The sequence below is a fragment of the Fructobacillus tropaeoli genome (assembly GCF_016860625.1).
Lineage (GTDB): Bacteria > Bacillota > Bacilli > Lactobacillales > Lactobacillaceae > Fructobacillus > Fructobacillus tropaeoli.
In genome coordinates, this window is sequence record NZ_BOJU01000001.1 from 272,893 (window position 1) to 286,431 (window position 13,539).

General features: G+C 46.1%; 10 protein-coding genes, 1 tRNA gene and 1 other RNA gene. 4 read left to right on the forward strand and 8 right to left on the reverse strand.

Features of this window, described 5'->3' with window-relative positions; all coding sequences use genetic code 11:
- The first annotated feature begins 210 nt into the window (after positions 1 to 210).
- Positions 211 to 1,869 (forward strand): adenine deaminase, encoded by a 1,659-nt coding sequence (ade, locus tag FT12353_RS01410; RefSeq protein WP_203617426.1) that lies wholly within the window; start codon positions 211 to 213, stop codon positions 1,867 to 1,869.
- Between the two features lie 10 nt (positions 1,870 to 1,879).
- Positions 1,880 to 2,380, forward strand: coding sequence for a hypothetical protein (locus tag FT12353_RS01415; RefSeq protein WP_203617428.1), 501 nt, complete (start codon positions 1,880 to 1,882; stop codon positions 2,378 to 2,380).
- Positions 2,381 to 2,546: 166 nt separating this feature from the next.
- Here the strand turns inward: FT12353_RS01415 and FT12353_RS01420 are convergent, their stop codons facing one another.
- Positions 2,547 to 4,934, reverse strand: a complete 2,388-nt coding sequence (locus tag FT12353_RS01420) for an FtsK/SpoIIIE family DNA translocase (protein WP_203617431.1) — start codon at positions 4,932 to 4,934, stop codon at positions 2,547 to 2,549.
- A 356-nt stretch (positions 4,935 to 5,290) separates the two neighbouring features.
- Here FT12353_RS01420 and FT12353_RS01425 point away from each other — a divergent pair, with 356 nt between their 5' ends.
- Positions 5,291 to 6,091 (forward strand): manganese catalase, encoded by an 801-nt coding sequence (locus FT12353_RS01425; protein WP_203617434.1) that lies wholly within the window; start codon positions 5,291 to 5,293, stop codon positions 6,089 to 6,091.
- A 123-nt stretch (positions 6,092 to 6,214) separates the two neighbouring features.
- Here the strand turns inward: FT12353_RS01425 and solA are convergent, their stop codons facing one another.
- The 4 genes from solA to FT12353_RS01445 form a co-directional block, all read right to left on the reverse strand.
- Entirely contained in the window at positions 6,215 to 7,339 is a 1,125-nt protein-coding gene (gene solA / locus FT12353_RS01430) for an N-methyl-L-tryptophan oxidase (RefSeq protein WP_203617438.1), read from the reverse strand.
- Between the two features lie 384 nt (positions 7,340 to 7,723).
- A tRNA-Glu gene (locus FT12353_RS01435) sits at positions 7,724 to 7,795 on the reverse strand.
- An 86-nt stretch (positions 7,796 to 7,881) separates the two neighbouring features.
- Entirely contained in the window at positions 7,882 to 8,394 is a 513-nt protein-coding gene (locus tag FT12353_RS01440; protein WP_203617441.1) for a tRNA (cytidine(34)-2'-O)-methyltransferase, read from the reverse strand.
- Positions 8,391 to 9,551, reverse strand: coding sequence for an AI-2E family transporter (locus tag FT12353_RS01445; protein ID WP_203617444.1), 1,161 nt, complete (start codon positions 9,549 to 9,551; stop codon positions 8,391 to 8,393). The genes FT12353_RS01440 and FT12353_RS01445 overlap by 4 nt, the downstream gene beginning before the upstream one ends.
- A 229-nt stretch (positions 9,552 to 9,780) precedes the next feature.
- Here FT12353_RS01445 and FT12353_RS01450 point away from each other — a divergent pair, with 229 nt between their 5' ends.
- Entirely contained in the window at positions 9,781 to 10,812 is a 1,032-nt protein-coding gene (locus tag FT12353_RS01450; protein ID WP_168778201.1) for a lactonase family protein, read from the forward strand.
- 118 nt (positions 10,813 to 10,930) lie between these two features.
- On the opposite strand, the gene FT12353_RS01455 is transcribed toward FT12353_RS01450, so the two are convergent.
- The 3 genes from FT12353_RS01455 to FT12353_RS01465 form a co-directional block, all read right to left on the reverse strand.
- Positions 10,931 to 12,418 (reverse strand): ABC transporter substrate-binding protein/permease, encoded by a 1,488-nt coding sequence (locus tag FT12353_RS01455; protein WP_203617447.1) that lies wholly within the window; start codon positions 12,416 to 12,418, stop codon positions 10,931 to 10,933.
- A 186-nt stretch (positions 12,419 to 12,604) separates the two neighbouring features.
- An RNA gene (rnpB, locus tag FT12353_RS01460) (RNase P RNA component class B) lies at positions 12,605 to 12,973 on the reverse strand.
- 57 nt (positions 12,974 to 13,030) lie between these two features.
- Positions 13,031 to 13,414 carry a cell division regulator GpsB gene (locus FT12353_RS01465; RefSeq protein ID WP_047974255.1) on the reverse strand — a complete coding sequence of 128 codons (384 nt, stop codon included), beginning with the start codon at positions 13,412 to 13,414 and terminating at the stop codon, positions 13,031 to 13,033.
- Positions 13,415 to 13,539: the final 125 nt, after the last annotated feature.

Below are 13,539 nucleotides of genomic sequence, written 5' to 3' on the forward strand. Positions count from 1 at the left end.
GGTTTGGTAATACTTTTTAAGTTAACAACTGCTATTCTATCAGTATTATTCGCTTAGTCAATCCCAAAATTAATAATTGGTATAGACTAAATGACCGGCAGTAGTCAACTTTCTTCACAAAGCTGATTTTCCAGGCGTTTAAATCAGTTCCAAAGCCTGGCTGACATGTGCTAAACTAGATAAAATTCAAAACGAAAAAAGGAGTGTACAATGGTACAGCAAGTCGATTACCGCCTTACCGGCGGTCAAGTCTTAAACGTCTTTAATCAGGAATTTGAGGAAAAGGATGTCTGGATTAAGGGCAAAAAGATTGTCTTTGTTGGTGATAACCAGGACTTGGAGGCCAAGACCACTATCGATTGCCACGGTCGCTGGCTCGTGCCCGGCTTTATCGATGCGCACCTTCACATCGAATCGTCTTTGCTAACCCCTTCTGAATTCGGCCGTCTTTCCCTTGAAAACGGCGTTACCCGAATCTTCGCCGACCCACACGAAATCGCTTCCGTGGCCGGTATTTCGGGTATCCAGTACATGCTCGATTCCGCCAAGAAGACACCATTGCACATCCACTATATGTTGCCATCTTCCGTGCCAGCCACTCCCTTTGAGCACGCCGGTGCCATCTTAGATGCGGATGCCCTGCGTCCCTTCTACCAACACCCAGAAATCGCTGGTTTAGCCGAAGTCATGGACTTTCCAGCAGTCGCTAACGGCCAGGGCGACATGTTGCAGAAAATTGCAGACGCCCAGGAAGCCCACCGGCACGTTGATGGCCACGGTGCTGGATTAGGTCCTGCCGAACTAGCTATCTACCGCGCCTACGGTATTGATACCGACCACGAAGCAACGAGTAAAAAAGAAGCTCTAGACCGTGTCAACGCCGGTATGGCCGTCTTCTTGCGCGAAGGAACCGTTGAACGCGATGAGCTCGCCCTTCTCCCAGCCGTGACAAAGGCCAACGAAGGTCACTTTGCTTTCGCTACCGATGATAAATCAGCTGCAGATATCCAAAAAGAAGGCTCTATCAACTTTAATATCGCCTTGGCCATCGAAAATGGTCTCACACCCGAATTGGCCTACACCCTGGCTTCCTATAACGGTGCAACCGCCCACCACCTGCAAAATGTTGGTGCCTTAGCTCCAGGTTTCGAGGCGGATTTGGTCATGCTGACTGATCCAAAGCAAGTTACCATTGACCAGGTCATGGTCGGTGGCCAATTCTTTCAAAACAAGCAAGAAGACGTCTTGCGCCTTCCCGGTCAGCAAATCAATTTGACCTTTAGCAAAGCCGATTTGGCCTTGCCATTAGATGCCAGCAAAAAAGCCCACGTGATTGAAATTGAGCCCCACCACATCACCACAAAGCACCAGGTCGAAATGGTGCCGGTGGACGCAGACGGCCAATTTGCCCCAAACGAAACCTTCGCCAAGGTGGCCGTGATTGAACGCTACCACGACCTCGGCCACGGTCTGGGTATCATCAAGGGCCTTTCTCTAAAAGATGGCGCCATCGCTTCCACCATTGCTCACGATTCCCACAACTTGATTGTTGCTGGTGTCAATGACGACGATATGGTCTTGGCCGTTGAAACCCTCAAGAAAATCGGTGGTGGCCAAGTGGTTGTCAGAAACGGTCAGGTAACGACCTTACCATTGCCTATCGGCGGTTTGATGTCTGATTTGCCTTACGAAGAATTAATTCAAAAGCAGCAGACCCTAAATGAAGCCTTTGCCAAAATTTCACCACTAGCCTTCGACCCATTCTTGACCCTTTCTTTCATGGCCCTACCCGTGATTCCTTCGCTAAAAATTACCGACCAAGGACTCTTTGACTTCGCTCAATTTGCCTTTATTCAAATTCAGGATTAAACTATTTCTCATGCAAGCTATTAATATTACCCCAACCGAATTACTCAACGTCCTCGCCGGCCAAGAAGTCACGGCTGACGAAAAGATGACCGGCCAGTTCCTCCTGGTTGCCAAGGAAAATCAGGACCGCCACCTGCCGTCAGCCATGGCGGGTGCCGTCGCCGATATCGCGCTCGGCCAAGTCCAGTTACAAACTTTGGTCCACCCCATGAAAATTGCGGTCGACTTACCCGATTGGACGCCCTACCAGATTGAAGAGAGCTTCTTAACCAAGGAGCCCCATAACTGGTTTGGCCCTGAAGCCATTGTGATTGAAAAGCGTTTCGACGACTTTACAAAGGAATACGAAGGGCCTCGCGATGACCGTGGTGGCATTCCACGAACAGCAATCCCAAAAAATATCGCCGAACCACTCCTCATCGAAGACGCCTACTGGGCGGCCTACAAGACCTTTGTCAACGATCCCGACGGTACATTTGCCAAACAGATCGTGCCCTTTTTCCAGGAGTAATTTATCAAGAAATTTTGCGCCAACCCATTTGGGAAGGCGCTTTTTTGATGGAGATTTACCCTTAACCTGCCAAATGGCCCCCCCTCGTCAAATCTCCAAGAAAATAGGCACCAAAAAAGCGAAACCGCCATTCACTTTGGCAGTTTCGCTTTTTACTTCGCTTTACTTATTCATCGGCTTTCTTGCTAACATTGACATGGCGTGGCCGGGCACCGTCAGCCGGACCAATATAGCCAGCATTTTCAAGATCATCAACCAGGCGAGCCGCCCGGTTATAACCAATCCGGAAACGTCGTTGCAGCAATGAAGTCGAGGCCTTCTGCTGGTCAATCACGAATTCTAGTGCTTCCTCGAACAATTCATCATCCGAATTGCCGCCACCACCGTTTTCATCCTGGGCGACTTCCTCATCGGTCACCGTCATCTTCTCATCATAAACGGCATCTTGTTCGCCCTTAACGAAATCAACAATGGCAGTCACATCCTGATTTGAAATAAAGGCCCCCTGCAGTCGCTTATGAGCCTTGCCAGGTGGGGCAAAAATCATGTCTCCACGGCCAAGCAACTTTTCAGCGCCGTTTGTATCCAAAATCGTCCGCGAATCGATTCCCGATGCCGTTCGAAAGGCAATTCGGCCGGGAATATTCGACTTAATCGTCCCGTTAATCACCTTCACGTCGGGACGCTGGGTTGCCAAAATCATGTGAATTCCGGCAGCTCGTGCCTTGGCGCCCAGGCGGGCAATGGAAACTTCGATTTCAGATCCAACTGTTGCCATCAAATCAGCAAATTCATCGACAACCGCCACGATATAAGGCAACTTTGTCATGATAGCGTTGCCGGTTTCCTTGGCGTGCGCATTATTGTCGTCCACTGCCGCATTATACTCACCGATATTGCGCTTGCCAAATTGAGCCAGCAGATCATAGCGATTTTCCATTTCATCCACTAACTTTTGCAGCGACTTGGCTGCCTTACGTGGATCGGAAACAACGGGTGTCAACAGGTGCGGAATACCATTGTAAATCGACAACTCGACCACCTTAGGATCGACCATCATCAGCTTTACTTCGGAAGGCTTGGCCTTTAAGAGCAAGGAAACAATGATGCCGTTCAACCCAACTGATTTTCCAGAACCCGTGGATCCAGCAATCAGCAAGTGCGGCATGGCTGATAAGTCCACTGACACGATATTGCCAGTCACATCACGGCCCAATGGAACCGTTAGCAAGCCCTGGTCTAAGGTGTTGGACTGCTCAATCATCGAGCGAAAACCAACGACCGCCTGCGTATCGTTTGGCACTTCGATGCCGACATAGGGCTTTCCAGGGATTGGCGCTTCAATTCGAATTGATTTCGCCGCTAAGGCCAAGGCCAAATCATCCGCCAAATTCGCAATTCGGTTAACCTTCACACCCTGACCCGGCTTGAGCTCATACTGAGTAACCGTTGGTCCCAAGGAAACCGAGGACACGGTCGCGTCCACGCCGAAGGATTGTAGCGTGTCATGGACCAGACGAGACTTCGCATTCAAGCTTTGGGCCTCCTTAGTCTGGTCAGTCGGCTGAGTCTTTGTTAAGAGTGAGGTTTGTGGCAACTGGTAATCATCGTCGTCCACAGCACTAGCATTAAGGTGCACGTCCTCACTTCCCTGCGAACTAGTAGGTTGCACCGGTGCAGCGGGAGTAGGTGCTGGGCTCGGCGTTGTCGGTGCTTGCCAATTAATAGTTGGTTCAACCGGGTCGGCACCCAAATTCAATCCTTCTTCTGCTGGCAAATCAGCCCCATCTCCGGCAATGTCTTTGGCAAGGTCGGGGAAGAATGGGTCTGCTGCCGGTTCATCTGCCTTCGGCTCCGTTTTACTCAAGCCAAATGGGTGATCACCAAATTCCGTCAAATCCTGTTGCTTTTTTTCAGCCAGCAATTGACGCTGATCACGCTTTTGACTTTGTTGTTTTTGGAACTCCGTAAAGTTTTCATGGGCCTTGACAACACCCTTTTGCGCCAAGTCACGAGCGGGCAAACGAAAAGTGACAATTATACCCGCAATATACAAAACAACGACAATAATCGCTACACCAACGTTTGATAAGAGGGTGAAGGTTAATTGGTATAAAAGAGCCCCTAACATACCAGCTCCAACCGGTGTTCCAGCGGATTGATTGGTCATATCCTGGCCAATCAATCGAATTACCTGGGAAGCATAACCACCACCTGGCAATTCGTTCTGTGTGAAGAACAGCATCGATGACAGCAAGACCGTTGCCAAGTAGATCATCCCCACTCCGACATAGATGCGACCTGGAATTGGATAACTTTTATCCATCACCAAATAAACCGTGGCCCAAGCAATCAGTGGCAACAAAGTAATTTGGTAAAGGTTTCCAAAGAAAAACCGCACCATATCGGCTAGATAAATGCCAAAAAGTCCTAATTGAAAAATCGCAAAAATTGATAATAAGATAATCGCCAGTAGGCCAACAATTTGTCCAGCAGTTCCTGCCCGACTAACTTTCTTTTTCTTTTGACTACGACGTTTCGTCTGCTTAGCCATGAGGGTTCTCCTTTGCCTCAGACCGCTTAAATGGTCTGAAAATGTCTAGTTTACTCCTTCTATCTTAGCACAGTCGCCTCTTTTGCTCCTAGTGTTTTCAGGACTGAAAACACTAGCTTTAGTCACGGTCGTCTAGACCATTTTCCTGATTTTTCCTTTACCTGCTCCTATTGTCCATGATAAACTAATTTCAACGCAAAATATTAAAATTGGAAAGGTTTATATATACCAACTAATTTTAATGTTAATTACTAGAGAATAGGCGTTTAATAGTTATTGTTTTATAAATAATTATAAATTGGTACTGTTTATTTTTTAACGAATATTCTCACGGATAGCACAGAAAGTAGGAAATTATGTTCACGCACACTCGGAAGTTACAATACAACGCCAAGCCTGATCGTCCGGACCCATTGATGGCCCGTCGTCTGCAAGAAGCATTGGGTGGCCAATGGGGTGAAACAACCGGCATGATGTCATACCTTTCACAGGGTTGGTCATCAACTGGCGATGAAAAGTACAAGGACTTACTTCTAGACACTGGAACCGAAGAAATCGGTCACGTGGAAATGATTTCAACAATGATTGGCTATTTGCTCGAAGGTGCGCCAATCTCTGATGCTGACGTTGCCGGCGACCCACTTAAGGCAGCCACATTGTCCGGTATGAACCCCGAACACGCACTGGTTCATGGTTTGAACGCCGGTCTAACGAACCCAAATGGTGCAGCTTGGAATGCCGGCTACGTGACTTCATCTGGTAACTTAGTGGCCGACATGCGTTTTAACGTTGTTCGTGAATCACAGGCCCGCCTCCAAGTTTCTCGTCTCTACAACATGACAGAGGACAAGGGAATCCGCGATATGTTGAAGTTCTTGTTGGCTCGTGAAACACAACACCAACTTCAATTTATGAAGGCCCAAGAAGAACTCGAAGAAAAGTACGGTGTCATTGTTCCTGGCGACATGGGCGATATCGAACATTCAGAATTCGCCCACACCATCATGAGTTTCTCTGATGGCACTGGCTCAAAGGCCTTTGAAGGCCAGGTAGCCAAGGACGGACACAAGTTCACTTACCAGGAACACCCTGAAGCCATGGGTGGCGTTCCTGAGGTGAAGCCCGCGGACAAGCGCTTGAAGAACAACCAAGGCTAATTTTCGCCCACCAATTGGCTCCTCTCCCGTATATTTATATATGAAAGAAGCTGCTTACCTCTTCGATTTGAGAAGAAGTAGGCAGCTTTTTTGGTGGATTGAAAAATCAGGCAGTAAAGCCAACTATTCAAAGCGTTTCAGTTTAAAGGCTGATAAATCAGTCGTAATTTCTTCTTGGGCGGCCTTTTGGGCAGCCAATTCGCCAAGAACACTGGCAAACTTAAAGCCATGACCGCTTAAGCCGGTCACAAATTGCACATTTGGATGACCCGGTAACTGGTCAATGATAAAATCGCCATCTGGTGATTGATCATACGTGCAAGAAGCCCCATGGTTTAGTGACCCAACCCCTTTTAGGTACTGCCGCAACAGGGGCAGCACCTCTTCTTTATCTGAAGCATAGTCGCCATAAGGAGTTCTCTGCGAGCGTTGGGTGATGGGCTGTCCACCAGTATGTTGACCCATTTTGATGGTACCGTCCTTACCCGGAAAACCATAATAAGTCTGTTCATCGTCAATTTCGATTGCATAAGCTGGAAAACCCGCATCCTCATTCAACTGTTCATCAGCCACATCAAACCAAGCAAAAACCTTGCGAAGTGGTTGGACTGGTACCTTTGGTAAAAGCTCCTTCACCCAAGTACCGGCCGATACTAAAATATTCTTTGCCCGATAAACCTGTTGAGCAGTTGTCATCACCACAATGTCATCTTGAAAGTCAATTGATTGAACAGCGCTATCGAATTTTTGCTCAACACCGGCTTCCCTCGCTAAATCCAAATATGTTTGAATTGCAATTTCAGAGTTTAAATAACCAGCTTTCTTTTCGAGAATGCCGACGTAGTCCTCGCTAAAATTAAAGTTTTCCCAGCGTTGGCTGATTTCATCACCCGTTAATTTTTCATACGGTAATTGGTACTTTTGAGCACTCTTTTCGACATTTTCAATAAAATCAGTCCCTTGCCGGCCAACGTTTAATAATGAAGTCTGATGGAAGATATCGCGGTGAGTTTTCTGTTGCAATTCATCCCATAATTTTTGTGCACGCAAGAGCATTGGCAAATATTTCTCACCCTCACCGTAAGCATGACGAATCAACCGTGTCTGGCCATGATGCGAGCCCTGCGTATGCGGTGGCACCGCTACATCCAGTTCCAAAACCTTCAAGCCTTTTTGACTAGCATAATAACCAGCAGCCGATCCGACTGAACCAGTTCCAATAATTGCAAAATCATATATTTCCGCCACCTTCAGCACCTCAAGCCTCTTTCAAGCAATTTTGGCCATCATAGCAGAAATAATACCGATGAACAAATAAAAACTTTTTCGACCATTCGCATAGTGACCTGCCTTTTAAAAACAAAAGAACCAGGTCTCTATAAAGTTCGAATTTCGTGTTGATTTCAGGCTTTATCAGGCTTTATATCATTGCTTTTTTACAACTATTTTTACGGCAAATTTACGACAAATTTTCTGCAAATTCGGCAAAAAGTACTCCAAAACACACATTTACCGCAACTTTTCAGCAAGTTCCGAAAAACTCCCATACAAACCAAAAGGCCCTATATCCTTGATATAGAGCCTTTTTTAATAGCAACAAAAAAGCCGCAACCGAAGTTGCGACTTTAATAGTAGCTCGTGAGAGAATCGAACTCTCGATTCCGCCGTGAAAGGGCAGCGTCTTAGCCACTTGACCAACGAGCCATGGTCAGTTGTTGCTTGATATCTCTATCAAACAACTATATTAGTATATCAACCATATCTCTAAATTGCAACCCTTTTTTGGAAATTTATTTTAATTTATCTTGTTCATAGGCATGAATCTTATCCAAGTTGGCAAAATCCTGTTGACGCAAGGCTTCATAGACCACGATTGCCACCGTGTTCGACAAATTCAAAGAACGAATATGTTCATCATTTTGCGGAATCCGAATTGCCTTTTCAGGATTTTGACGCATAAAGACTTCAGGCAAACCGGTTGTTTCCTTTCCAAAAAGGAAATAATGGTCGCCATCATCCAATGTATAATCCGGATCCGTATAGTCCTGGTTAGCAAATTTTGAAACCAGGTATAAGTGATCAGTTGGCTTTAAGGTAGCCAAAAAATCAGGTAAGGAATCGTGCTTAACCAAATCCACATGATCCCAGTAGTCCAAACCAGCCCGCTTCACCGCTTTATCTGAAATATCAAAACCTAAAGGCTCGATTAAATGCAAGACAGCATTTGTACCGGCAGTCGTTCGGGCAATATTCCCCGTGTTCGCCGGCATGACCGGTTCAAATAAAACAACATGATTCGTCATTTTGTTTCTCCTAATTCTTTGTCTAATTCTTCTTTAAATAACTTTGAGTTTGTCCGCCACCAGGTATAAAGGTGAACCACCAAAACCTTTAAGACGGCATAACCAGGGACTGCCAGGATAAAGCCAAGCAGACCAAAAATTTGACCAGAGGCCAATAAGACAACGATTACCGTCACTGGATGGATATCCAAGGCATCCCCCAAAATCTTCGGTGTAATGACATGACCTTCCAATGGTTGCTCAATGACTAAGACAATCGCTGCCAAAACTGCCATCTTCACTCCACCGGTCACAAAGGCTACCGCAAAGACCGGTACCTGCGCCAAGAAGGAACCTAAGTACGGAATCAGGTTCAAGACACCAGCCAAGATAGCCAACAGGATTCCAGAGGGCAAACCGATAATCGTATAACCAATGGCAAACATAATCGTTACGGACAACGCGACTCCCAATTGTCCCCGAATATACTTTGAAATCTGTCCTGATAATTCTGCCAAAAGATTTTTCGTTGATGGTCGCGCCTTGGGCGGCAACTTGTCGATAATAAATTCTGGCAAATGAGCACCGTCAACTAATAAATAATATAGAATAAAGGGCGTTGAAACCAAAACAACACCGACTTCACTTAAGCGGGCCGCAAAGTGCCCAACACCAGAAATACTAGCACCCAGATGAGATTGCACCCAAGCAATCGCCGTATGGTTAATTTGGTCGTTCGACGTGACCAAAATGTTCCGCAACTGATCATACTGCTTTCCTTCAAATGTTTCCTTAATCCAATCCTGGCCCTCACGTAAGTAACTTGGCCAGTGGGTCAACAAATCTGTTACCTGGACTGTCACTACTCGAGCCAGAAAGGCAATCGCCGCTACCAAGATGAGGATAAAAAGGACAAGGACAACCAACACAATTCGATTTCGTTTCCAGCCTAACTTCGTTTCCAACTTTGTGACTAAGGGATTCAATAAGTAGTAAAAGACCCCTGCAATCAAAATTGGTGCCCCAACCGCAGCGACAAAGGACTCAATCGGTCCAAAAATAAAGCGTACTTGATAGGCTAACCAAATGATTAACAAGACTAAGACCACCGCAGTTAAAGTTTTAAGTCCCTTAACCGATGTCAACCCCGTCGATTTTTTTCCGTTTTCTCTCGGCATAGTTGCTCCTTTTCATGACATTTCTATTACTAAACATTTTACCATAGCACTAACTCAAAAAGGGCCTTGACCAACGCTTTCCCCGTGGCAATTCGGTGTCAAATGAGCCGCTCTCCTTAAAAATCAGAAACCAACATGTTGTTACTTTTTTAGCTACTCAGTCGAGACCATGACAAAAATGTGCTACAATATCCCTGATTAGAATATTAAAAAAGGAGTGACACTGAACATGACTGTTCATCACGTACTATTTGGTACTTATACCCGCCAAAGTTCAAAGGGCATTTACGAAGCTGATTTTGACGAAGCAACCGGTCAATTGTCCGATGCACGCTTAGTTTTTGCTGGCACGAATCCGACCTACTTGGCGATTTCCAAGGAAAACGTTGTTTACGCCGTTGAAAAACGTGGCGATGAAGCTGGTGTTGTTTCGCTTGATAACGCCACCCGTCCCATGTCTGAAATCGGCTTGAATGTAACCGAGGGCTCTGCCCCCGCTTACATCGCCGTTGATGAAGACCGTCAATTGGTCTTTGCTGGCTACTACCACCGCGGTACGGTTGAAGTTTACGCTATTCAGCCCGGTGGTTCCCTGGTCTTAAAGGACACATGGCACAATAGCGGTTCTGGTCCTCGTCCAGAACAAGACAGCTCCCACGTTCACTATGTCAACTTGACGCCTGACAACCGTTTGGCTGTTGTTGATTTGGGAACCGATGAAGTCATTACCTTAGATGTCGACCCTGACGGCCTTTTGACCGATGTTGCTCGCTATAAGGCGGACGACGGTTTTGGACCGCGTCATTTACGCTTCTCCCCTGACGGCCAATACGCTTACGTCTTGGGTGAATTGTCATCATTGCTTTCCGTTTTGAAGTACGACGCAGAAGACGGTTCATTTGCCCATGTCATGACGATTTCAACCATCCCTTCTGACTGGGACGAACACAATGGTGCTGCGGCCATCCGCTTAACGGAAGACGGCCGTTTCATCTACACGTCAAACCGCGGTCACGATTCCGTTTCTGTCTTCCAAACATCCAACATGGGAGCAGAAATCGAATTGATTCAAACGATTTCGACTGAAGGTTCATTCCCTCGCGACATGAACTTCGATCCAGCCGAAAAGTTCTTGGTTGTTGCTAACCAGAAAACGGACAACGTTTCCGTCTTCTCACGCGACCACGAAACTGGTGAATTAACACTAGTTCAAAAAGACTTTGCCATCCCTGAAGGTGTCCGAGTAAAGTTTGAAGGCTAAAACCAAACTGATTTTTCAAAGAGTTGCTCAGGCAGCTCTTTTTTACGCCCTTTTTCGTCAAGGCAATCAAAAAAAAAAAACCCTTGCTATCGCAAGAATCTTCCATAAAAATTTTTAATTAGCGAGCCATACGTCGTTCAGCATAGCCCAATGCCCGTGAAATGGTAAAGGTCAACACAAAGTAAATCAGTGAGGCAATCACCAGTGGCATAAATGGTTCAAAGGAAGCTCCCTGAACAACGCCCGTTTCATACATCAACTCGCCGACACCGATAACCGAGATAACAGAGCCTTCCTTGATGACCGAAACAAACTCATTTCCCAAGGCTGGCAAAATCGTGCGGACAGCCTGTGGCAAAATTACCAAACGCATCGTCTTGGCATGGGAAAGACCCAAAGACCGAGCAGCTTCCGTTTGTCCCTTATCAACCGATTCAATTCCAGAACGGATGATTTCAGCAACGTAGGCAGCGGAATTCAGGCCCATCGCCAGCGAACCAGCTACGAAAGCCGACAAGTGCAAGCCAATCGCCTGTGTTCCGAAGAAGACCATAAAGGCCTGGACCAGCAAAGGTGTTCCCCGGACATATTCAACGTAAATGTTTCCAATCGCCTTGAGGATAAAGACGGATGAAAGCTTCAAGAGGGCAAAGAAAGTTCCCAAAGTGGTTCCAATCAAGACACCGACCACAGCTAAGGCCAACGTAATGCCAGTCCCTTCAACGAAGTAGTGACCATACTTTTGCCAGTAGGACTTGTCCTTTGAGGCAAACATCTGCTTTTGGGCCTGCTTCTTCCAGTTATTGAACTGACCATTGGTCGTCACCTTATCAATGACCTGGTTGACTTGAGCCACCAAGGCTGGTGAATTCTTAGGAACAGCAATCGATGTCTGTCCGGTTGAATCCGCTGAGAACTTTGGCTCAACCACCGCAAACTTCGGATTCTGATCTGCATAGGCTTGGGCAATCGTCTTTTCAGCCACGACCCCGGCTACAACCCCTTGTGACAACTGAGAAATCAGGTTGGGATACTTTTGCAATGAAACAACCGTCGCCCCAGGAATCGTCTTAGCAGCATCTTCCTGGATGGTTTGGGTTTGTGCCCCAATCTTTTGACCAGAGAAGGCTGACAATTCACCGCTTTCATACTTGGCTTTGTTTGTTTTCAACACAATCATTGTCTGGGGTGATTTCAGATAAACATGGGAAAAGTCGACTTGTGACTCTCGCTCTGGTGTTGCTGAGAAGCCAGAAGCAATCATATCAATCTTGCCAGTTTTCAAAGCCCCCAAAAGGGCATCAAAGCCCATGTCTTCAATTTGAATTTTAACGCCTAATTTCTTAGCAATCGCCTTTGCTAAGGAGACATCGAAACCAACGATTTGATCCTTACCATCGATTTGACTATGAAATTCGTAAGGTGCATAGTCGGCTGACAAGCCAACGACCAATGTCCCCTTCTTTTGAATCCGCTCCAAAGTTGGATCTGTTTCAGCTGCACTGGCCTTGGTCGTGAAGGCTGTCGCAGATGCTAGTACAAGGGGCAAAACCAAGATGGCCAAGGTCATCCAGGTCAGCATTTTTTTGCTAATTTTTTTGAACATATTCAATCCTTTTGTTAGTCAGGGACCAACATTTTTTATTATTTTTGTTATCCGACCATTCATTTTGCAATGTCTGACATCAAAAAAGAGCTCGCAAAGTAACCAGCTCTTTTCGCACTTACCTATTCTACCAATAATAAGCCATAAAAAAAAGCCCACACAAAGTGTGGACTCCCTGAAACAGGTACCTGTAGGCCATGTTTTGTTCCAGTACTTAACAGGGATTAAGCACCTTCAGTAATCATCTATCTAAGCGTTACCGCCATACCGACCATCGTTTCATTTCACTAGGTCAGCCGCCCCTACCAAAGTTTGGGTTGCCCGCTTGTGGGGTTTACCTCGTCTCAAGTCCTAGACTTTCACCTAGGAATCCGTTTCTATGGCACTTTCAGACCTATTTTGACATAGCAAAGCCTTAGCCATTTCAGTCGCCGTCGTGGTTTGCACCACGCCTGGGTTTATTCTTTATCCCAGCACAAACACTACACCCATCGCAGAGTGTGCGAGCATGGACCTTCCTCACATGAGAAGTATCATGCGCAATTACTCAGTACCTGCCATTAAACAATTAAACCATCGTTAATCGCAATAGAAAGTTTACCACTTTTTAACTTAGTTTGCACCATTTTCTGAACCAAATACGGCTCGTTCCAAATTAGCAACGCGCTTAATCAAATCCAAGTTAGTTGGTGTTGCGCTTGGTGTCTCAACTGGAGCAGGTGCTGGCACCTCTTCAATGACCGGTGCGGGTGCAACCGGTTGGGCTTCGCGAACATGATCTTCAGCAGTCAATTCTTCTTGAGTCTGCTTCAAAGCAGTCTGCAATTGACCGACTTGCGTCTGCAATTCTTCAATGCGCTTGGTGAAAACGCCGTAATCAGAAATGATGTCATCCAAGAAACCATCAACATCATTGGGGTCGTAACCGACACCAACGCGCTTTTCCTTAAAAACGCGGTTGTAAATATCTTTTTGAGTATACTTTACTTGAGCCACAAGAAACACTCCTTTAAATTCTAATTGAACTAGGCTAATAATACCAGGAAAACCTGGCAGTAGCAAGTTTTACAGTCATGCTAGTAATACTACTGTAATTGTTTCAGATTAAACAAACGTTAATT

Coding starts and splice junctions, on each gene's coding strand:
- ade (WP_203617426.1), top strand. CDS start 211: ATGGTACAGCAAGTCGATTACCGCCTTACCGGCGGTCAAGTCTTAAAC.
- FT12353_RS01415 (WP_203617428.1), top strand. CDS start 1,880: ATGCAAGCTATTAATATTACCCCAACCGAATTACTCAACGTCCTCGCC.
- FT12353_RS01420 (WP_203617431.1), bottom strand. CDS start 4,934: ATGGCTAAGCAGACGAAACGTCGTAGTCAAAAGAAAAAGAAAGTTAGT.
- FT12353_RS01425 (WP_203617434.1), top strand. CDS start 5,291: ATGTTCACGCACACTCGGAAGTTACAATACAACGCCAAGCCTGATCGT.
- FT12353_RS01440 (WP_203617441.1), bottom strand. CDS start 8,394: ATGACGAATCATGTTGTTTTATTTGAACCGGTCATGCCGGCGAACACG.
- FT12353_RS01445 (WP_203617444.1), bottom strand. CDS start 9,551: ATGCCGAGAGAAAACGGAAAAAAATCGACGGGGTTGACATCGGTTAAG.
- FT12353_RS01450 (WP_168778201.1), top strand. CDS start 9,781: ATGACTGTTCATCACGTACTATTTGGTACTTATACCCGCCAAAGTTCA.
- FT12353_RS01455 (WP_203617447.1), bottom strand. CDS start 12,418: ATGTTCAAAAAAATTAGCAAAAAAATGCTGACCTGGATGACCTTGGCC.